Here is a 20,916-nt window from a genome sequence, read left to right as displayed (position 1 = left end):
AGGTGAGCGGCAAGCCTGTCTGATCTTTAAGCCTGAGCGGCTTCTAATTTATGTTTCTTCTCGAGTTTTCCGCGGATTCGATCACGTTTTAATCGAGAGATATGGTCAACAAATAGCTTACCATTCAGATGATCCAGCTCGTGCTGAATACAGACCGCTAGCAAACCGTCAGCAATTAACTCATAAGGTTCGCCATCACGACCAATCGCATTCAGCTTAACGCGCTCTGGGCGAACGACGTTTTCGTAGAAGCCAGGGACAGAGAGGCAACCCTCTTGCATCTGTTCAGTCTCGTCGGTTAACACTTCAAAAGAGGGGTTAATTAGAACCAGTGGCTCATTGCCCTCTTCGGATATATCGATTACGACGATCTGTTTATGAATATTGACCTGTGTTGCGGCCAGACCAATGCCCGGAGCGTCGTACATGGTTTCAAACATGTCATCGATGATCTTGCGTACCTCATCATCGACCGTCTCAACCGGTTCAGCAATGGTGCGAAGGCGCGGGTCTGGGAACTCTAAAATTTTAAGCAGTGCCATACCGTTTAGTGATCTCTCTCAATCGGATAACTAGTAACATTGTTAATATTGTCTATTATACCTATTAGGACTCTGTTTGCATGTGGTACACGTTAAGCAGTGCAATCGAATAGATAAGCGTCAAACGCTGAAGGACAGTATGTTTAAACGGATAAAACAGATCGCTGCCGTTGCATTGGGTTTAACCTCTATGCTGGTGCAAGCTGACACCATCAAGTTGGCGCAAGATGCCCCCTCGGAATACACCGTTGTTAAAGGGGATACCCTGTGGGATATCTCCGCGCGTTTTCTCAAAAGCCCTTGGCTCTGGCCTAAGGTTTGGGAAGTAAACTCGCAGATCTACAACCCTCATCTGATCTATCCTGGAGATGTCATCTACCTCTACTGGGAAGATGGTGAGCCACGCCTAGGTCGTAAACCAGGTACTCTGGTATTAACGCCTGAGGTTAAAGTCGTGCCACGCGAAGAGGCTATCGCTTCGATCCCTCTGCGTGATGTACAAGCCTTTCTCAATGATAGCCGAGTGGTTGATAATCAAATGTTAGCGGATGCGCCCTACGTGCTGGGTGGTAAAAACCAACGCATCCTCGCTGCCAATGATGATCGAGTCTATGTTCGAGGTGAGTTATTAGATGACAGTCGTCAGCAATCTCTCTACCGTCCTTTGACCGAGTATGTAGATCCGAACACCGGTGAGTCTTTGGGTTATGAGCTGCATCGCGTCGCTGATGCGCTGGTTCGTGGTTCTGAAGGCGACACTATCAGTGTTGATATTCGCAAGAGTACTGAAGAGGTGCGTTTAAAAGATATTCTGATTCCAACCGGCGAAGCGCCGTTGGTGACTCGGTTTATGCCGCGCCCGGGTCCAGAGCTCGAAAATGTTGAAGTCATCGCCGTATTAAATGGCGTTGCCAACATTGGTCAGTTTAACAGTGTCACAATCAATGCTGGCGAGCGCGAAGGAATCGAGCCAGGCAGTGTTTACGCGATCTACAATCGTGGCGAAGAGATTCGTGACCCTAAAACAGGTGAAAAACTTCAACTACCAGCCGAGCGTGCCGGTGAGTTGATGGTCTACAAAACCTTCGACAAGGTCAGTTATGCACTGGTGATGCGTGCAACCGAAGTGATTCAGGTTGGCGACCCGCTTCGTCAGCCTTAACGTCACAATATTAGACAATCGCTGCACATGGATGTGCAGTGTCAGGAGCAAGGATGCCAGCCGAATCGATCGACTGGGTTGCACTGCGCCTTTTGGCTATGCGACCCGCTTCCAATTTAAAATTCATTCAACACACTGACTGGCCTGATCGGCTAAAAGACTCTAAGTGCTTAATAGAGCAGTTAGAGCTTTTTAACGAAAGTCAGTTCGCTGTCAGGCAGATAAAGTCACTCTACGATCATGCCGAAAAGCATCTAAATGTCATTAAAAACATAGATTGTGACGTTATCTGCTTTGAAGATAGCCGTTATCCCGAATTGCTTAAATCGATCTACGATCCGCCCGTGGTGCTCTTCTCAAAAGGCAATGTGCAAGCATTGAGCGACCCTCAAGTCGCTATGGTGGGTGGGCGAAAATCATCCAGCTTGGCCCGTGCAACCGCACAGCGATTTGCTCAAGAGTTAACCCAATCGGGCGTACATGTCACCAGTGGATTAGCCATAGGCATTGATCACGCAGCTCATCTCGGCGCAATACAAGCCGGCCCCGGTTCAACAATCGCCGTTATGGCAAACGGCCCAGATCTGGTTTATCCACAACGGCATCAACGGCTGGCCCAGCAGATATTGGACTCAGGCGGGCTGTTAGTCACTGAGCAGTTGCCCGGTATCCAGCCCAGGCCCTACCTATTTCCAGAGCGTAATCGCATCATCAGTGGTATGAGTTTGGGAACCTTAGTCGTTGAAGCCACTATTAAGAGTGGATCACTGGTCACAGCTCGTTTGGCGCTGGAGCAGGGGCGGGAGGTATTTGCTATACCGGGTGCGATTACCAACGAACTGGCAAGAGGCTGTCACCATCTCATTAAAGAGGGAGCTCAGTTGGTTGAAACGGTTTCCGAAATATTGGCGTCACTCTATCTACCGCTTACTACAGATCGTGTTGAGACGCCGCCCATTGAGTCTGAGGATCCCATAATCCGTGCACTGCATCAGCAGCCGTTAACTGCCGATCAGCTTGCAGCAAAGCTCAGTATTCCGATTGGGCAGCTTCAACGTCTGCTCGTGGAACTAGAAATCTCAGGAATTATTGGCCGAGAGGGAGCCCGTTACGTCGTTCTTCGGTAGAATAGCGTTTTTTCCAAAGTAAGATTCTGATTATGGTGAATGATTGGAGCATTAAACAGGCCGTAGAGGTGGTCCAGCAGGGTGGCGTGATTGCCTATCCTACAGAGGCGGTTTGGGGGTTAGGTTGTGACCCTTGGAACGAGCATGCCGTGAAACATCTGTTAGCGGTTAAACGCCGCCCTATGCATAAGGGCTTAATTTTAGTGGCAGCCAATATTGGGCAGGTTGAGCCACTGCTGCAGAATCTGACAGCAGAGCAGCGTCAGGTTGTTGAAGCAAGTTGGCCTGGACCCAATACCTGGTTGATACCGGATACCGACGAGATGATCCCTGAGTGGGTTAAAGGCCAGCACAGCTCTGTTGCTGTTCGTGTCTCTGCACATCCCATCGTGCAGGCGCTCTGCAACCGTGCCGATATGCCGTTGGTATCAACCTCGGCTAACCCCTCATCTGCAGTACCTGCTAAGAGTAAGTTGAGAGTAAGTACTTACTTTGGAAATAGAATTAATTATCGTGTTCAGGGCGCATTAGGCGATTCGGATCGACCATCCGTGATTCGTGATGCACTGACTGGACAGACCCTACGAGTTTAGAGACGGAGATTGCGAATGAGCAAACCGAGCGTAGCAGAAGTAAAAGCCTTCTTAATGGATCTTCAGGATCGTATCTGTAATGAACTGGCAGCAGCCGATGGTGGCGCTGAGTTTGTTGAGGACTCTTGGGATCGACCCGAAGGCGGCGGTGGCCGAAGCCGAGTCATTACAAACGGTGCGGTGTTTGAAAAGGGCGGCGTTAACTTTTCGCATGTTCACGGTAATCAGATGCCTGCATCGGCAACTGCGCACCGTCCTGAGCTTCAAGGCCGTAACTTTGAAGCGATGGGTGTCAGCCTTGTGATGCACCCTAAAAATCCTAAAGTGCCGACCTCACATGCCAATGTTCGTTTCTTCATTGCGGAGAAAGAGGGCGAAGAGCCAGTTTGGTGGTTCGGTGGCGGATTTGATTTGACCCCTTACTACGGCAATGAAGAGGATTGTGTTTTTTGGCACCAAGTGGCTAAAGACGCTTGTGACCCTTTTGGGGACGATGTCTACCCACGCTATAAAAAGTGGTGTGATGACTACTTCTTCTTGAAGCATCGTGGTGAGCCTCGCGGTATCGGCGGCCTCTTCTTTGATGACCTGAATGAGTTGGGTTTTGATCAAAGTTTTGCGCTGATGCAGTCCATTGGTAATGCCTACACTAAAGCCTATGTACCGATTGTCGAGCGCCGTCGTGATGAGAGTTATGGTGAAGCCGAGCGTGATTTCCAATTACACCGTCGCGGCCGTTACGTTGAATTCAACCTAGTGTTTGACCGTGGCACTCTGTTTGGATTGCAGACCGGTGGCCGAACCGAATCGATTCTGATGTCGCTTCCACCGGAAGTGCGCTGGGACTACAACTGGGCGCCTGAACCCGGTACAGAAGAGGCGCGTTTGACTGATTACTACCTGCAATCTAGAGACTGGTTAGGCTTAGAAGCATGATCGATCAGTACCGAGTGACAGGCAATCCGATCAAACATAGCCTGTCACCCAGAATTCATAGCCACTTTGCTCAGACAACGGGTGAGTCTCTGAACTACACCGCTCAGCTGTTAGAGGCGGATACCTTTACGGACACGCTGAGGGTTCAACTGACCTCTGGAGAGATCAAGGGCTCTAATGTGACCCTGCCGTTTAAAGAGCTGGCTTGGCAGCTTGCACAGGAGCGCACGGCGCGCGCTGAGACAGCCGGTGCAGCCAATACTCTCTGGTTAAATGAGCAGGGCGAAATTTGTGCTGATAACACCGACGGCATTGGTCTGTTAACTGATCTAAAGAACAACTTGGGTTTGGAATTAGCCGGCAAGCGCGTCTTGATACTGGGTGCAGGTGGCGCTGTGCGTGGTGTCATTCAGCCGATGTTAGAAGCTCAGGTTGCGAGCGTTGTGATAGCGAATCGCACAGTTTCTAAAGCTCAGGTTATTGCCGATGTCTTTGCGGGCGCTCCCGTCTCTGCTTGCGGCTATGATGACATTACGGGGCCGGCTTTCGATCTGATCGTCAATGGCACTTCGGCCAGTATTGGCGGTGAGTTGCCCCCTGTGCCTGCTGAAGCGATCGATGCCAACAGTTGTGGTTATGACATGATGTACGGTGCCGAACAGACGCCATTTTGTGCCTGGTGCGAACAGCATGGTGCACGTGCCATAGATGGTCTGGGTATGTTGGTTGAACAAGCAGCGGAGTCCTTCGCAATTTGGCGAGGCGTGAAACCGGAAACAGCCGAGATTCTTAATCAGCTCAGATCCGAACTGCAACACAAATAGCATTGACTTAGAGGGGGGAGCGCTTCAGTCTAAGGGTATCAATTCGCTGTATTGGATGCCCCGCATGGAAAAGCTAGCCCCGCTCTCAGTCGATCAACTCTACCGTACCTGCGATACCGATCTTCTCCCGTTTAAAACCACCGATAACCTAGAGGGCTTCGCCGGCTTCTTTGGTCAAGATCGTGCGCTTGAAGCGATGGAGTTTGGGGTAGGTATGAACCGCCCCGGCTACAATCTGTTTGTGATGGGTAACCCGCACACAGGGCGATTCTCTTTTGCGATGGAGAATCTGCGTGAGGCAGCCAAAAGCCAATCCAAGCCATACGATTGGTGTTACCTGAAGAACATCCAAGACACCCGTCATCCACAAGCGCTGCGCCTCCCAGCCGGTAAAGCCGTTAAGTTGCAGCACGATCTTAGTAAGCTTCTTAACCGTGTCGTCACTGAGCTGCCTGCTGCCTTTGAAAGTCCCGCCTATCAGCGTGAAAAATCTAAGATTGAACGTGACTTCAACCGTCTCTATGACAAAGCAGTAGAGACGGTCGAGAAGCAGGGGCGTGAATACTCCATCGCCGTTTATCGTGATGCGGGCACGATTGGATTTACGCCCGTAGCGGAAGGGCAAGCCATCGATGAGGCGGTCTTTTCGGCGCTTCCGGAAGAGATCCGTGACGCCTTTTCAACACACATATCCGAACTGGAAGAGCTGCTTAATGAGCAACTGACAGAGATGCCACGCTGGCGCCGTGAGGCCGCTGAAGCACTGCGTTACCTCGATCGTGACACCGCTCGTCACGCAATTAAACCCCTGTTTGAAGAGGTGCGAGGTGAATATTCAAACCTGAAGGGGGTGAACAGCTACCTTGAAGATGTAGAGCGTGATCTGATTCGTAACGCCGGTGAGATGATTGCGGAGGGGATTTTTGAGAACAAATCCGAGACGGCTCGTCGCGAATTCATGAACGAGAACTACGGTCTTAATCTGCTCGTGGATAATGAGAAGACCAAAGGCGCACCAGTGGTCTATGAGGCGCATCCAAGTTACGAAAATCTGTTTGGGCGCATCGAGTACAACAGTGAAATGGGTGCCATGATCACCAACTACCGTCTGATTCGCCCGGGTGCACTGCATCGAGCCAATGGCGGTTACTTGATCATTGAAGCGGAAAAACTCTTTGAGCAACCCTTTGTCTACGGCGCCTTGAAGCGAGCGTTAAAAGCGCATGCGATTCGCATCGAGAATCCAGTCAGTGAGTATGCCGGTATCAGCACCGTAACGCTCTCACCTGAAGAGATCGATCTGGATGTGAAGATTGTCCTCATTGGCGCTCGCAACATCTACTACCTCTTGCAAGAGCTCGATCATGACTTCGAAAAGATGTTCCGTGTTGTGGTCGATTTTGAAGAGGATGTCGAGCGCACACCGGCGACCATTCGCCAGTACGCCCGTCTAATGAGCACGCTGGCAAAAGAGGAGAAGCTAGCACCGTTAACTCGTGAAGCGGTAGCGCGACTGGTTGAGCACTCCTCTAGACTGGCGGGTGATCAAGATCTTCTATCGGCGCATATCGGTGAATTAGTCGATCTACTCTGTGAAGCGGACTACCGTCGTGCGAAATCGAATGACAAATACATTGATGCGGCACACGTCGACGCGGCACTGTCGGCCAAAGAGCGTCGAACCGGCCGCCTCTCTGAAAAGATCCAAGAGGGTATTACCAACGAGACCGTTCTGATCGACACGGATGGTGAAGCGATCGGTAAATCCAATGGTTTGACGGTACTGCAGGTTGGTGATGTTAGCTTTGGTTCGCCGGCGCGCATTACTGCAACGGTTCACCCCGGGAGTCGTGGCATCGTCGATATTGAGCGTGAAGTCACACTCGGCCAACCGATTCACTCAAAAGGGGTGTTAATTCTGTCCGGTTACCTGGGTCACCGTTACGCTAAAGAGTTCCCGTTAGCGATCTCGGCCAGCATAGCGATGGAGCAATCCTACGGTTATGTGGACGGTGATAGTGCCTCAATGGCGGAGATCTGTACCCTGATCTCAGCGTTAACGCACATACCGATCAAACAGCAGTTCGCGATGACCGGATCAATCAACCAATACGGTGAAGTTCAGGCGATTGGTGGTGTTAACGAGAAGATTGAAGGTTTCTATCACCTCTGTGAATCTCGCGGTTTAACTGGGCGACAGGGTGTGATCATTCCCAAAGCGAACGTGCGCAACTTGATGCTGAAACAGGAAGTGGTGGATGCCGTGAAAGAGGGGCTCTTCTCAATCTACTCAGTCGCAACCGTTGATGAAGCACTGGAGCTTCTAATGGGTCGCAGCGCAGGTAAAGAGAAAGCCGACGGCGTGTTCACCCAACGCTCTATTGGTGCTGAAGTGGTTAAACGCTTGCGTGAGTTGTCTAAGGCGAAGGCTTAGTCTATTTAGTCTCTGCCGTTTCTTAGAGTGGGGTCAGACCACAGGTCAGACCCCTGTTGGAGTCTTCTCGCAGAGGAGACGATGAGATATCGACTCATTTCGCTTCGCTCAATAAAGCTCCAACAAATTTTTAATTTGCCCAATCCTCGGCTAGATGCTCATCCTTTAATTTCACATAATTAGAGGCTGAGTAGCTAAAGTAGCTCATCTCTTTTTCGGTTAAGTCGCGAACTGCTTTGGCAGGGCGGCCCATGTAGAGCTTGCCACTCTCTAGACGCTTACCTGGCGGTACAAGCGCGCCGGCACCGACAACGACATCATCTTCAACGATTGCGCCATCCATTACCGTCGCTGACATACCAATCAGGACACGGTTGCCTATGGTGCAGCCGTGCAGCATCGCCATGTGACCGATGGTCACTTCATCGCCAATAATCAACGGATAGCCGTCAGGATTATAGCTGCTGGCATGAGTGATGTGCAGGATTGCCCCATCCTGAACATTGGTGCGAGCGCCGATACGAATATGGTTCATATCGCCACGGATCGCTGTCAGCGGCCAAACGGATGCGTCATCACCCAGCACCACATCCCCAATGACAACCGCACTGGGGTCAACAAAGACCTTATCACCTAGGGTTGGGGTGATACCTTTGAAAGGACGTAGTTTCATATCGCATTCCTTGAATAACTGATCCGCTCACCCCATTGTATAGTAAAGCGTATAGAGTTTTTGATCTCGGAGAGACCGATGAGTAACCCACTGTTAGAACCATCTTCACTGCCACAATTCAGTACCATCAAACCTGAGCATGTTGTTCCCGCCGTCGATGAGCTATTGCAGCGTAACCGTGAGCGTATTGCAAAGATGACTGAACAACCACTGATGGATTGGCAGAGTTTAGTGGGTGAACTGGAACAGCTAAATGATGAATTAGCTCAAGCCTGGTCTCCGGTCTCTCATCTCAACGCTGTGGTGAATACCGACGAGATGCGCGAAGCGTATAACGCCTGCCTACCTAAACTCTCTGAATACTTTACTGAGCTTGGCCAGAATAAAAAACTCTATGAAGCGTACGAACAATTTAGTCAAAGTGCGGCCTTCTCTGAACTTTCAGATGCTCAAAAGAAAGTGATTACTAACTCACTTCGTGATTTCCGTCTAGCGGGTATTGGCTTGCCAGAAGAGCAGCAAAAACGTTACGCCGAGCTTCAACTAAAACTCTCTGAATTGACCACTAAATTCTCTGAGAACGTCTTGGATGCGACACAGGGGTGGACCAAGCATATTACCGATGAGACCGAGTTAGCTGGGTTGCCCGATCATGTCCTTGAAGCGGCTAAGCAGGCGGCTGAAAGTGAACAGTTAGAGGGCTGGGTGCTAACACTCGACTTCCCTGTTTATCATGCCGTGATGCTGCAGGCTGATAATCGTCAGCTGCGTGAAGAGTTCTATACGGCCTATGCGACTCGTGCTTCTGATCAGGGGCCAAAAGCGGGTGAGTGGGATAACACCGATCTCATTGAGCAGATCCTGACCCTGCGCCTTGAGTTGGCGAAGTTGCTTGGGTTTACCAATTACGCGGAATATTCACTGGCCACTAAAATGGCTCAATCTACCGATCAGGTGGTGAACTTCCTTGAGGACTTAGCAGCTAAAAGCCGTCCTCAAGCCGCTAAAGAGTTAGAAGAGCTGACCGCTTTTGCTCAATCAGAAGAGGGTATGAGCGATCTGCAAGCTTGGGATATCACCTACTATGCAGAGAAGCTGAAACAGCAACGCTTCAACATTTCCCAGCAAGAGCTGCGTCCCTACTTCCCACTCCCTAAAGTGTTGGATGGGCTGTTCGCAGTAACCGAGCGCCTCTTTGGTGTCAGCGTTACTGAACTGAAAGAGTTTGATACCTACCATGACGATGTTCGACTGTTTGAGTTGAAGCGTGATGGTCAGGTACTCGCAAACTGTTACCTAGATCCATTTGCTCGTGCCGGTAAACGTGGTGGTGCATGGATGGATGACTGTCGTGTTCGCCGTAACATCAATGGTGATATTCAACTGCCCGTGGCGTATCTAGTCTGTAACTTCACGGCGCCGTTAGAGGGCCAGCCTGCGCTACTAACCCATGATGAAGTAACGACACTGTTCCACGAGTTTGGCCACGGTCTGCATCACATGCTGACGCAAATGGAACATGCCGATATCAGTGGAATTAATGGCGTGGCCTGGGATGCTGTCGAACTGCCCAGTCAGTTCATGGAGAACTGGTGTTGGGAGCCAGAAGCTCTGGCACTGATCTCAGGCCACCATGAGACAGGTGAGCCTCTGCCAGAAGATATGCTGAATCGCATGCTCTCGGCTAAGCATTTCCAATCGGGCATGTTAATGGTGCGTCAGCTTGAGTTTTCGCTGTTCGATTTCATACTTCATCGTGATTTTGAGCCTGGTCAAACGTCAGTTCAGTCTGTTTTGAACCGTGTTCGTGAACAGGTGGCGGTATTGAATCCACCTGCATTCAACCGTTTCCAGCACAGCTTTAGCCACATCTTTGCAGGCGGCTATGCAGCCGGCTACTACAGCTATAAATGGGCTGAAGTTCTATCGGCCGACGCGTTCTCGCGTTTCGAAGAGGAGGGTATCTTTAATCAGGAGACTGGTGCATCCTTCCGAACTGAAATCCTTGAGAAGGGCGGCTCTAAAGAGCCAATGGAGCTATTTGTCGCGTTCCGTGGCCGTGAACCTGAAGTGGATGCTTTGCTTCGCCACTCAGGTATTGCCGCTTAATTAAGCGAAGGAGCTGCTATGAAACCAGTTAAACGCTTTGTCGCCGGTGTTGTCTGTCCACGCTGTGCCGCTATGGATAGTACACGAATGTATCGCGACGAAGAGCGTGAGTATCGTGAATGTGTTAAATGCGGGTTTGAAGACAGCATGCGCCTTGACGGCCGTCCAGAGCCCAAAGAGCTTGAGACCCGAGTCTCTAAAGAGGGTGTGGATCCGTTAAAGAATACGCCAGCAACGGAAGTAGAAGCTCAGCCGCTGCAGTTCTTTACTAACCCTAATTTGCAGAAAAAGGACCACTGACGTGAGCCAAGATGCTGATATCTGTGGCTGGGCACGTCAGTCTGAGATAGAGCATCGTTACCACGACCAAGAGTGGGGTTTACTGCGAACTGATGACCGAACACTGTTTGAGTTTATGGTTCTAGAGTCCGCACAAGCGGGTTTAAGCTGGCGCACCGTATTAAATAAACGGCAAGGCTACCGTCACCACTATCGTAATTTTGAACCCGAGCTCGTGGCTCAGTTTGGGGAGAAAGAGATAGAGGCGATGCTGGCTGATGCCAGAGTCATTCGTAATCGCGCCAAAATCGAAGCCTCTATTAATAATGCCAAGCAATTTCTGGCTATTTCTAAGGAGTTCGGTGGTTTTGCTAACTATTTGTGGTCATTTATGGATGCTAAAGTGATCGTAAATAGACCCAAAACGTTAGCTGATATACCTGCAGAAACCGATCTCTCAAAGCAGATTGCGAAAGATCTAAAGAGACGTGGCGTTCGCTTCTTCGGCTCAACCATCGTCTACGCCTACCTTCAGGCCACCGGCTTCGTCAACGATCACCTAGAGACCTGCCCCGCCTACCAGCGCTGCATCGACTTATGCCCCGGTGTCTGGCCTTCAGCCTGACACCACATTACGGTCAGGTTAAACAGACAGGTGAGGAAACTGCTGCTTTTGATGCAGAACTCTAAGTATGTGAATACCTCGATCTGAGATTTCATATGCAACAATCAAAGAAAGCTCTGGCAATATTAACCGACGTCCGCGAACTCCCTCTCGTTTAATACCCAACTTAGGATGATCTAAGAGGTTAGAAACCTGCTTAACGATTAAATCATCAGTTTTCTCAGCCACCTCGGGATTGTATTGGTAAAGATAGGCGAATATCTTCTCACGATCATTAAGCGATTCTTGCTCCCATAGAATCATGCTTTGTTAGCCGCACGGATTTTAGCTTTGCGCTTGTCCATTTCGATCTCGGCATCATTTCCAGTATAAAAAGTAGTACTGCCGGCATCGTATCGAGCAAAAGCTTCATTGATTTGATCGGCAAGCCAGCTTTCTTGATTAGCAACCTTTCTCTGCTCTTCAGCAAGTTGTTCGGTAAGTTCTCGGCATGCATCACTTAAAGTTCGACCTTGGCTTGCAGCCATTTTCTGCGCAAGTTGTTTTGTCTCTTCATCAACACGGAACTGAATTCGACTTTCCATAGAAACCTCGATATTTGTCATGACAAACGTCAGTACGGATAGGGTATCACTATTTCAGTTTGATACAACTTTTTAAAAAGAGTCCGACTGTAGGAACGAATTGCCGCAGGCAAACCGTGACGCAGAAATAGTCGTGTCAGGCTGAAAGCCAGACACGGGGACTTTGTGGCGGGTTTTGTTGCAACGGTGTCTGGCCTTCAGCCTCAAATGTTATTAAGGATCGGATTACGCCCTAAACCAAACCCCACGCTGGTTATAGCGGTGGAAAATCCAGAACCCCATCAATGCTCTGACCAAAAATGCCGCGGTGAATGATAACCATAGGCCGGTATTACCTAGATCTTGTGTTAGCCACCAGAGGGGTAAAAACGTGCCAAACACAGTGACAACCATGATCTGTAGCATCGCTTTAGATTGAGTCGTACCGACAAGAACACCATCTTGGAAATAGCTCCATACAGCGATCAATGGAAGCACCCAGATAAAGATCAGATAGTCCTGTGCGACATCCAATACCGATTTAATGTCGGTCATCAGGCTCAGAATAGAGTGCCCTCCCAACATAAACGTGAGTGTAAGCCCTAGCGCAAACAACAAGGACCAGAGGGATGAACTCTTCATGGCGCGGTAGAAGTTGTCACGATCCTTGGCACCTGCATAGCGACCACAGATCGCCTCAGCAGCGTGGGCGAATCCATCGAGAGCGTGCGAGATCAGCATCAAAAAGTTCAACAGCAGAGCATTAGCCGACAGTATATCCGTGCCAAGTCGTGCACCTTGTGAGGTGAAGAAAGCAAACATAAAGAGCAGTGACGCGGTCCGAACAAATAGGTACTTATTCACGGTAAAAATCGCGCGATAGGCTGACAGCTGTCGCAACGAGTTTGGCAGTATCGAGCCATCAATAACCTTCAGATGACGCTTCATCAGCAGTAACCCGAGAACCACACCGGTGTATTCAGCTATCAGTGTTGCACTGGCTACACCCTCTGCGCCCCAGCCGAAACCGAGCACAAACAGCAGATCTAACACAAGATTCGTCAGGTTGACGACGGTCATAATGATCAGGGGTGAGCGTGTATCTTGATTACCGACAAACCAGCCCACTAAAACGTAGTTGAACAGCGCCGCTGGAGCACCGTAGATACGAATATCGGCATAGCTTCGAGCGGTTTCGTGGACATCGGAATCGGCACCCATCCACTCTAAACCCAAAGTGAGTATGGGGATTTGTGCGAGCCACATAAGGCTGCCGAGCCCCAGTGCGATCAGGGTTGCTTGCGCTAAAAAGGTCCTATTTGCATTGCCATCTTGGCGTCCCACAGCCTGTGCAATCAGCCCAGTGGTTCCCATTCGCAAGAATCCAAACGCCCAGTAGATAGTGGTAAACAGTGTGGCACCAATCGCCACGGCCCCTAAATGCTTTGGATCATCCAAATGGCCGACAACGGCGCTATCGACAAGGCCTAGAAGGGGAACGGTGATGTTGGATAGCAGCATCGGCCAGGCCAGCGCCCAAACACGCTGATGCATGCTCCAATCATTCAGTTGAATCATGCCCGTGGTCGGGGTGCGAAGAAGATTAACAAAAAGATCACCAGTGCGCAGACAACGACACTCGGGCCCGCTGGAGTGTCCGCGAACCAAGAGAGCGCAATGCCTCCCACGACTGCGACTGACCCAAGCATACTGGCAAAAATCGCCATCTGTTCAGGCGTGGCAGACATACGCCGCGCCGCTGCAGCCGGCATGATCAAAAGAGAGGTAATAAGCAGCACCCCAACCAGTTTCATAGCACCAGCAATCACCATGGCGATTAACAGCATTAGGGCGAGTCTATAGCGAGCAACCTGTATCCCCTCTACTTGGGCCAGCTCCTCGTTAATAGTGATGGCGAGTAGTGGTTTCCAAAGCCAGTAGATCGCGGCTAAGACGGCTATACCTCCCAACAGAATCCACTTAAGGTCTTCGGGAGTGATCGCTAATAGATCCCCAAACAGGTAGGCCTGAAGGTCGATGCGTACGTTATCCAGTAGTGATATCGCGACCAGACCTAGTGATAGCGCACTGTGCGCCATAATCCCTAACAGAGTATCGGTGGCTATCCAGTGTTGGCGCTGCATTGCGACTAAACCAAGCGCCAGCGCTACACAGCAGAGCACGACGGCTAGGCTCAGGTTGATATCAAACAGAATGCCCAGCGCGATGCCGAGCAAAGCTGAGTGAGCTAAGGTGTCACCGAAGTAGGCCATGCGGCGCCACACCACAAATGCACCTAAAGGGCCTGCAACGATGGCGACTGATAGGCCGGCAATCAACGCATAGATGATGAAATCAAGCATGATCACCCCCACAGCAGTCACCTTCAACGACGTTACCATGCATATCATGGCTGTGGTTGTGATGGTGATTATAGAGCGCCAGCGTTGACGCGTGAGAAGCACCAAACAACTCTATGTAGGCAGGGTCTGCGCTGACAGCTTCTGGGTGTCCCGAGCAGCAGACATGCTTATTTAGACAGACGACGTGATCGGTCGATGACATAACCAGATGCAGATCGTGTGAAATCATTAACACACCGCACTTTCTCTCTTTACGGATATCCGTGATCAGCCGATAGAGTTCGGTTTGACCATTAATATCGACACCCTGAACCGGCTCATCCAGCACGAGTAGATCGGGGTTTCTTAACAGAGCCCTAGCAAGAAGGGTTCTCTGCATTTCACCACCGGAAAGATCATGAATCGAGTAATCAACCAGGTGTTCAGCACCCACCGAAGCTAAGGCAGCCTCGATGTCGTTTTGGTTGTAGCCATGTGGAATCTGCAAAAAGCGTTTAACCGTTAATGGTAGTGTCCGGTCGATCTGAATTTTTTGCGGCATATACCCGATGCGCAGGCTCGGTTTCGTCCAAACAGTGCCTTCGGTCGGTTTCACCAGTCCAAGTAACACCTTTACCAGCGATGATTTACCCGCTCCGTTGGGTCCGATCAGTGTGGTGATGCAGTCGTTATGCAGTGGCAGGTTCACATTGTTGAGTACCGATTTATTGCCAAAGCGCAAACTGACTCCATCTAATCTAGCCAGATCTGGATTACTCATGACTCACTCCCACGACAATCGCTGCAAAGACCTAACAGCTCGATATTCTCTTCCTCAAGCTGAAAGCCGTGCGTATTAGCAACTCGATTAAAGCTCTCTTGAAGCTCACTGGTCTCAATTTCGGCTGCGGTTTTACACTCTCTGCAGATCATAAATGCCGATGGATGCGGGTGTTCTGGATTTGAGCAACCGACAAAAGCGTTGAGTGAACCGATTTTGTGAATGAGTCCCAGCTGATGCAAAAAATCCAATGCCCGATAGACCGTCGGCGGCGCTGAGTTAAAGCCCGCGTCAGCCAGTGCTGGCAACAACTCATAGGCACCCAGTGGCTTATGGGAGCTCCAGACGAGTCGTAACACTAACTCGCGAATGGGAGTCAGACGCTGGCCACTCTCTTGGCAGATCACCTTAGCGTTATCTAACGCACCACTGACGCAGTGATCGTGGTTGTGGTCTGAATTGAATGCGTCGTTGATTTCAAGCATGCTTTATCTCAATTATTGTTATATTATAACAATACATTTTCTGGTTTATAGGCATTGTACCCAATGACACACAAATTTACCGCCTCTGTTGTTACCTCTCTTTTACTGGCATCCACTCAAGCTCAAGCTGATACGGTGATGGCCAGTGTTAAACCGCTGAGCCTTATTACTGCCGAACTCTTAGTCAATGTTGCCGAGGTTGATACTCTTCTGCCTGACGGTGCCTCCCCGCATGACTTTGCGCTACGTCCCTCCGATCGTAAGCGACTGAACAATACAGATTTATTGATTTGGGTCGGTCCTGAGATAGAACCCTATCTAGAGAAAGTAATCGAAGCTTCTAAGGTTGAGCATTTAGCGATGCTTGATGAGCATGCAGAGCATGGTGAAGATGAGCATAAGGATGATCACAAAGATCATGATCATGAAGAGGAGCATCATCACGATGAACACGAAGGCCATGAACATGAAGAGGAACATCACGACGCTCATGATGAGCATGAAGGTCATGATCATGCCGGCTTGCACCCTTGGCTTGATATCGAGAGCGTTGAGCTCTTTGCGGAAGAGCTGTCGGTTGAACTTCAGCAGCACTTTCCTGCTAAAGCCTCACAAATCAAAGAGAACGAGACAGCTTTCTTAGCGTCACTGAAACAGTTCGAAAGCCAAGCAAAAGAACAACTTGAACCCGTTCACCAAAAGGGTTTTCTGGTTTTCCATGATGCCTACGACGGCTTTGTGAATCACTTTGATCTTAATCAGGTAGGCTACTTCACCGTCAGCCCCGAACTTAAGCCAGGTGCCAAACATTTAGCCGAACTTCGTGAGACTTTGGAGCATAGCGGCGTTTCATGTGTCTTTAAAGAGCCACAGTATCGTCCCGCTTTAATCGATTCGATCACACGTGGATTTGAAGTTCATGTCGGTGAACTGGACCCGTTGGCCTCGGATGTTGCTCTCGCACAGGGTGCATACGTCAACTTCATGCAGGGCTTGGTTGATGAGTTCACGGAGTGTTTAGCAAAACGCTGATATTAGCCCCCCCCAAAATAAGCATAAAAAAGGCCTCTATTGAGGCCTTTTGTAGATAAGCGTTACGACATTAGCCGATCAGGCCACCATCAGTACGCTTGATTGCAACAATCGAGCTACGTGGGACGGCATTACCACCTTCTGGCCAGTGGCTGTTGCCTTTCTCGCCAGGGTGTTGAACACCGACAAACATGGTCTTGCGATCAGCACTCCACGTAAGGCCCGTAATTTCACACTCTTTAGGACCGACTAAGAAGCGATGAATTTCTCCCGTTTCAGGATCGCCCATTAGCATCTGGTTGTTACCCATACCGGCAAAGCCTTTGGCGTTAGAGTAGTTACCGTCGGTTTGAATCCAAAGGTTCCCAGCAGAATCGAATTTCAGTCCGTCAGGGCTGTTAAACATGTTGTCTTCATTGATATTGTTAGATCCAGCCATTAGATCAGAGTGCTGAGTTGGGTTGCCCGCCATTGCAAACATATCCCAGGCAAATTTATCAGCCGCATGATCTTCCTCAGCAGGAGTCCAACGGACGATTTGACCATAAGGGTTTTTCGCACGAGGGTTTGCAGCATTAAGAGGTTGATTTTCTTTTTCGCCACGGTACTTGTTGTTTGTCAGAGCAACATAGGCTTCAACTTTATGAGGATTAGCAGCAACCCACTCTGGACGATCCATCGTGGTAGCACCTACTTTGCTGGCTGCCATACGAGCAAAGACAAGCGTCTCATCAGCACTCATGCCTGCGTCTTTAAGGTTTAACCACTCACCTGTTCCGTCATCATTAAACTTCGCTACGAATAGTTCGCCTTCGTGAAGTAGGGTGCTGTTATCGCCTTGAGGGTTATAGCTGTTTTTACTCACAAAACGGTACAGGTATTCACCACGTTCATCATCACCTAGATAGACAACGGCTTTGCCATCTTTGGCGATCACACACTCTGCATTTTCATGTTTGAAACGACCTAGTGCCGTAAGCTTGACCGGCTGTTGGCGGCCCGCTGGATCGACTTCAACGACCCAACCGTGACGATTAGGTTCGTTTGGTTCTTTTGAAACGTCGAAGCGAGCATCGGTTTGTGCCCAGGCATAACCCCAATCTTTACCATCTTTGGCAATGCCGTAGCGTTTTTCAGCATCTGTCTGTTGGTAGTTCTCGCCTTCAGATGATGAGAAATAACCATTGAAGTTCTCTTCACAGGCTAGATAGGTGCCCCAAGGTGTTTTGCCGTTACCACAGTTATTGAATGTACCAAGGATACGAGTGCCGGATGCATCTGAAGAGGTCTTAAGTAGATCACTACCTCGAGCTGGCCCTACAACTTCAAATGCACTGTCTGGCGTGATGCGGCGGTTTAAAGGACTATCTTTAACAATCACCCATTGGCCGTTAGTCTCTTTTAACTCAACAAAGGTCAATCCGTGTGCCATCTTTCCTTTATTGACGTCGTCGTCAGTTTCGGGAAGCTCTGATGCGCGGTTACCAAAGATGATATTGCGGTTAGTGTATTCGTTATTGAAGACTAAGACGTTGCGACCATCTACAACGAACATGTCCATACCATCGTTGTTATCGCCTACTGCTTCGGCTTGAACCGCGGCTGTGCCACGTGTGTTGTGATCAAACTCAGGTGTCGATGTGTTTAGCGTGTCACCCCAACGAACGACAACTTGGGAAACAAATCCATCTGGAATAGAAATAGTGTCTGCAGTGCTCGCTGCGATTGGATTGAACTTAAATCCTGCTCGGCTTGCAGCAGTTGCAATTGAAGGCATGACACCAGCACTCATGACAAGTGCCGAAGCGCCCAGCATTGCTGCACCACGCAGAAAGTAACGGCGTGACATGACAGCGTCAAACCCAGTATCCGCTGCACGTTCAGGCTGCTGCATATCATCCCATTCGTTGAAGGAAGGCATATCGTTTTTCATTGTGAACCTCAATTAGGTGGTGTTATGTATTCGCCTAATATCGGTGCTTTTTGTTACAAAAAAATGGTTAATTTTTTAAGATTTTTTTACATGGCAGGCATTCATTTTTCTGAAATCTAAAAGTCATATTTTCTCCATTAATTTGTCATCTTCGGACTACATAGTGTTTTGATCTTTTAATAATGAAGGGACAACAACATGAAACTTACTTCACTTAAAGTCGCGATCGCGTCAGTCGCTTTTGCAACGGCAAGCCAGGCTTTTGCAGCTGAACTAAACGTCAAACAGATCGGTTTTTTCACCGAAACTGAGAAGTGTGTTGAGAAAGAGAGTTGTACAGAGATCTCTGCATTCAGTGCCAAAGCTAATCGTATTTATGTCACTAACGCGGATTCAAATGGCATTCGCATGCTCAATGTTGCTAAGTCTGGCGCGCTATCTGATGCAGGCTTTATTGACCTTAGCCAGTACGGTGGCGGTCCTAACTCAGTGACGACCTTTGGTGATGTGGTTGCTGTAGCGGTAGAAGCTGAAAACAAGCAGGCAAATGGATCTATCGTTCTGTTTGATCTGGACGGTCAGCCAGCAAAACTATCGGGACTTAAAGGTAATGCCATTGAAGCGGGTGCTCTACCTGATATGGTGACTTTTTCACCAGACGGTCGTTACCTAGTTGCTGCCAACGAAGGTGAGCCAAGCGATGAATACACCGTTGACCCTGTTGGCTCGGTAACGGTTATCGACACTCAAACTTGGACGGCTCGTAATGCAAACTTCGATGCGTTCGCAGAAGGTGTGAATGGCGTACGCGTATTTGGTCCAAATGCCTCTTTCCAGCAAGATGTTGAACCAGAGTACGTTGCCATCTCAGCAGATTCGAAAACGGCTTGGGTTGCTCTCCAAGAGAACAATGCTTTTGCAATTGTTGATCTAGCCTCTGCTGAAATTACTGACGTTGTCGGTCTTGGCTTTAAAGATCACAGCAAGCCAGAGAATGCGATGGATGCCAGCAACAAAGATGGCAAGATCAACATCACAACTTACCCTGTAATGGGTATGTACATGCCGGATGCTATCGCTTCAATGACAGCAAAGGGTAAAACGTACATCCTCTCTGCAAACGAAGGTGATTCACGCGACTACGATGGTTACAGTGAAGAGGTTCGTGTCGCTGATCTTAAGCTAGATCCAACGGCCTACCCAAATGCAGCAGAGCTTCAGGACAAGAAAGTATTAGGTCGTCTTAAGACAACGACTTCTATGGGTGACATAGACCGTGATGGCGATATCGATCAGATCTACTCTTACGGTGGTCGTTCATTCACTGTCTGGAATGCAGAGGGCGAGATGGTTTGGGACAGCGCAAATCAGTTTGCTAAGAAAATGTCTGAGCTGCGTCCAAACGATTTCAATGGTCAGCTTGAAGATGGTCAATACCAGATGGACGACCGTTCAGATGATAAAGGCGGTGAGCCTGAATCAGTGACTGTGGGCACACTGAATGATCGTCAATACGCTTTCATTGGTCAGGAACGTACCGGTGGTATTTTCGTTTACGATGTCACGAACCCAGAGTCTCCAAGCTACGTTCAGTTCATCAATAACGCGATGGATAACGTCTCACCAGAAGGTCTTTCGTTCATCTCACGAGATGCGAACACAGGTTGGTTGATGATCAGTTCTGAAATGAGCAACACTGTTTCGATTACTGAAGTGAAAGCTAAGTAAGTACTTACTTAGCATAAATAAGCCGGGCATAGCCCGGCTTTTTAATGTTTGATGCCAAGCACGGTGCCTGCAACGCTTCTAGTCTGCATACCCTGAACCGAATGCTTTAAAAGGCATCTTCAAACCAAGCTCAGGGACTTGCTGACCAATCCAGGCAGGGAAAGTATTGCTGTTTGGGCCGGGAAAGAGAGTGTACTCATTAGCCCAAGGGTAGCGTTTGGCTGCTTCGTCAATTTTAGGAATTAAGCGTTCTGCTTCAGCGCCGCGAATGTCCAAAATGAGCTCTGGTTTAGAGTTATACCAGTAACGATCAGGGATATCCTGTTTGATTTGTAGGGCAGGCAATCCGCGTCCGGTGCGCCAACCGACAACGTCGTAAACGGTATAGTATTGTGCATTTTTCTGCTTGGTAGAGATCCAGGTATGCACAGCAAAGTAGCCTCGCACACCGAAAAGATCTGCTCCGTAGACCTGGATAACCGCCTCAGGGTGCTCACTGGGTAGCGGTGCGATTTCAGCACTATCGCGTTTGGCGGTTCGCCAATCCTGTGTACTACAACCGGCTAAAAAAGCCGCTATTAGAAGCGTCGCTAATGGTTTAACCATAAGTTTTAATGAGGTTTGGTCGTGTTTGGTTTTTGCACGGCCCAAGGTTTTCCATTACAGGTTTTACGGTTTGGGCAGTTAGGTAAACAACCGCGACAGGGAAGTGGTGCATTGTTGTTCATAAAATCTCCTTTCAGACATT

At 49.3% G+C, this 20,916-nt stretch carries 21 protein-coding genes; 11 read left to right on the top strand and 10 right to left on the bottom strand.

Translation table 11 applies throughout. The features are described 5' to 3' along the window. Positions 1–26: 26 nt before the first annotated feature. On the bottom strand, positions 27–542 hold the full coding sequence (gene def / locus XMD530_RS07030; protein WP_173482181.1) for a peptide deformylase: 516 nt from the start codon (positions 540–542) through the stop codon (positions 27–29). Between the two features lie 139 nt (positions 543–681). On the opposite strand from def, the gene XMD530_RS07025 reads away from it, so the two are divergent. The 6 genes from XMD530_RS07025 (at position 682) to XMD530_RS07000 (ending at position 7,618) form a co-directional block, all read left to right on the top strand. Next, complete coding sequence (locus XMD530_RS07025; RefSeq protein WP_254446201.1) at positions 682–1,704, top strand: LysM peptidoglycan-binding domain-containing protein; 1,023 nt, start codon at positions 682–684, stop codon at positions 1,702–1,704. 53 nt (positions 1,705–1,757) lie between these two features. Beyond that, positions 1,758–2,831, top strand: coding sequence for a DNA-processing protein DprA (dprA, locus tag XMD530_RS07020; protein WP_173482182.1), 1,074 nt, complete (start codon positions 1,758–1,760; stop codon positions 2,829–2,831). 32 nt (positions 2,832–2,863) lie between these two features. Beyond that, positions 2,864–3,424 carry an L-threonylcarbamoyladenylate synthase gene (locus tag XMD530_RS07015; RefSeq protein ID WP_173482183.1) on the top strand — a complete coding sequence of 187 codons (561 nt, stop codon included), beginning with the start codon at positions 2,864–2,866 and terminating at the stop codon, positions 3,422–3,424. A 15-nt stretch (positions 3,425–3,439) separates the two neighbouring features. Next, positions 3,440–4,360, top strand: a complete 921-nt coding sequence (hemF, locus tag XMD530_RS07010; RefSeq protein ID WP_173483716.1) for an oxygen-dependent coproporphyrinogen oxidase — start codon at positions 3,440–3,442, stop codon at positions 4,358–4,360. Then, positions 4,357–5,184, top strand: coding sequence for a shikimate dehydrogenase (aroE, locus tag XMD530_RS07005; protein WP_173482185.1), 828 nt, complete (start codon positions 4,357–4,359; stop codon positions 5,182–5,184). Before hemF ends, aroE begins: the two co-directional genes overlap by 4 nt. Positions 5,185–5,248: 64 nt before the next feature. Beyond that, complete coding sequence (locus XMD530_RS07000; RefSeq protein ID WP_173506948.1) at positions 5,249–7,618, top strand: Lon protease family protein; 2,370 nt, start codon at positions 5,249–5,251, stop codon at positions 7,616–7,618. 130 nt (positions 7,619–7,748) lie between these two features. Here XMD530_RS07000 and XMD530_RS06995 read toward each other — a convergent pair whose 3' ends face one another. Next, complete coding sequence (locus XMD530_RS06995) at positions 7,749–8,291, bottom strand: gamma carbonic anhydrase family protein (RefSeq protein WP_173506947.1); 543 nt, start codon at positions 8,289–8,291, stop codon at positions 7,749–7,751. Between the two features lie 78 nt (positions 8,292–8,369). Between XMD530_RS06995 and prlC the strand changes: the two genes are divergently transcribed. From prlC to XMD530_RS06980, 3 genes are read left to right on the top strand one after another with little or no spacing between them, the layout of a single operon-like run. Next, positions 8,370–10,400, top strand: a complete 2,031-nt coding sequence (prlC, locus tag XMD530_RS06990; RefSeq protein ID WP_173506946.1) for an oligopeptidase A — start codon at positions 8,370–8,372, stop codon at positions 10,398–10,400. Positions 10,401–10,418: 18 nt separating this feature from the next. Continuing rightward, positions 10,419–10,700 carry a YheV family putative zinc ribbon protein gene (locus XMD530_RS06985; protein ID WP_173482188.1) on the top strand — a complete coding sequence of 94 codons (282 nt, stop codon included), beginning with the start codon at positions 10,419–10,421 and terminating at the stop codon, positions 10,698–10,700. 1 nt (position 10,701) lies between these two features. Then, entirely contained in the window at positions 10,702–11,304 is a 603-nt protein-coding gene (locus XMD530_RS06980) for a DNA-3-methyladenine glycosylase I (RefSeq protein ID WP_173506945.1), read from the top strand. Positions 11,305–11,322: 18 nt separating this feature from the next. On the opposite strand, the gene XMD530_RS06975 is transcribed toward XMD530_RS06980, so the two are convergent. From XMD530_RS06975 to XMD530_RS06950, 6 genes are all read right to left on the bottom strand, one after another. After that, positions 11,323–11,607, bottom strand: coding sequence for a type II toxin-antitoxin system RelE/ParE family toxin (locus tag XMD530_RS06975; protein WP_173494545.1), 285 nt, complete (start codon positions 11,605–11,607; stop codon positions 11,323–11,325). Next, positions 11,604–11,888 (bottom strand): damage-inducible protein J, encoded by a 285-nt coding sequence (locus tag XMD530_RS06970; RefSeq protein ID WP_173494546.1) that lies wholly within the window; start codon positions 11,886–11,888, stop codon positions 11,604–11,606. The genes XMD530_RS06975 and XMD530_RS06970 overlap by 4 nt, the downstream gene beginning before the upstream one ends. Before the next feature lie 225 nt (positions 11,889–12,113). After that, entirely contained in the window at positions 12,114–13,421 is a 1,308-nt protein-coding gene (locus XMD530_RS06965; RefSeq protein ID WP_254446200.1) for an MATE family efflux transporter, read from the bottom strand. Positions 13,422–13,441: 20 nt separating this feature from the next. Further along, positions 13,442–14,230: a zinc ABC transporter permease subunit ZnuB gene (gene znuB / locus XMD530_RS06960; protein WP_173506943.1), complete on the bottom strand. Its 789-nt coding sequence runs from the start codon at positions 14,228–14,230 to the stop codon at positions 13,442–13,444. Beyond that, complete coding sequence (gene znuC, locus XMD530_RS06955; protein ID WP_173506942.1) at positions 14,223–14,990, bottom strand: zinc ABC transporter ATP-binding protein ZnuC; 768 nt, start codon at positions 14,988–14,990, stop codon at positions 14,223–14,225. The genes znuB and znuC overlap by 8 nt, the downstream gene beginning before the upstream one ends. Next, positions 14,987–15,475: a Fur family transcriptional regulator gene (locus XMD530_RS06950; protein WP_173498622.1), complete on the bottom strand. Its 489-nt coding sequence runs from the start codon at positions 15,473–15,475 to the stop codon at positions 14,987–14,989. Before XMD530_RS06950 ends, znuC begins: the two co-directional genes overlap by 4 nt. Positions 15,476–15,538: 63 nt before the next feature. Between XMD530_RS06950 and znuA the strand changes: the two genes are divergently transcribed. Next, positions 15,539–16,507, top strand: a complete 969-nt coding sequence (gene znuA, locus XMD530_RS06945) for a zinc ABC transporter substrate-binding protein ZnuA (protein ID WP_173506941.1) — start codon at positions 15,539–15,541, stop codon at positions 16,505–16,507. A 70-nt stretch (positions 16,508–16,577) separates the two neighbouring features. Here the strand turns inward: znuA and XMD530_RS06940 are convergent, their stop codons facing one another. Beyond that, a complete protein-coding gene (locus tag XMD530_RS06940) occupies positions 16,578–18,440 on the bottom strand; it encodes a PhoX family phosphatase (RefSeq protein WP_173506940.1) in 1,863 nt (620 codons plus the stop codon). Between the two features lie 198 nt (positions 18,441–18,638). Here XMD530_RS06940 and XMD530_RS06935 point away from each other — a divergent pair, with 198 nt between their 5' ends. Next, complete coding sequence (locus tag XMD530_RS06935; protein WP_173506939.1) at positions 18,639–20,168, top strand: choice-of-anchor I family protein; 1,530 nt, start codon at positions 18,639–18,641, stop codon at positions 20,166–20,168. A gap of 78 nt (positions 20,169–20,246) precedes the next feature. Here XMD530_RS06935 and XMD530_RS06930 read toward each other — a convergent pair whose 3' ends face one another. Further along, positions 20,247–20,819 carry a DUF3750 domain-containing protein gene (locus tag XMD530_RS06930; protein WP_371731742.1) on the bottom strand — a complete coding sequence of 191 codons (573 nt, stop codon included), beginning with the start codon at positions 20,817–20,819 and terminating at the stop codon, positions 20,247–20,249. Between the last annotated feature and the right edge of the window lie 97 nt (positions 20,820–20,916).

The organism is Marinobacterium sp. xm-d-530 (assembly GCF_013283365.1).
Taxonomy (GTDB): domain Bacteria; phylum Pseudomonadota; class Gammaproteobacteria; order Pseudomonadales; family Balneatricaceae; genus Marinobacterium_E.
Note: the sequence above shows the minus strand (reverse complement) of the source record. Positions and strands in the feature narration are given on the sequence as shown.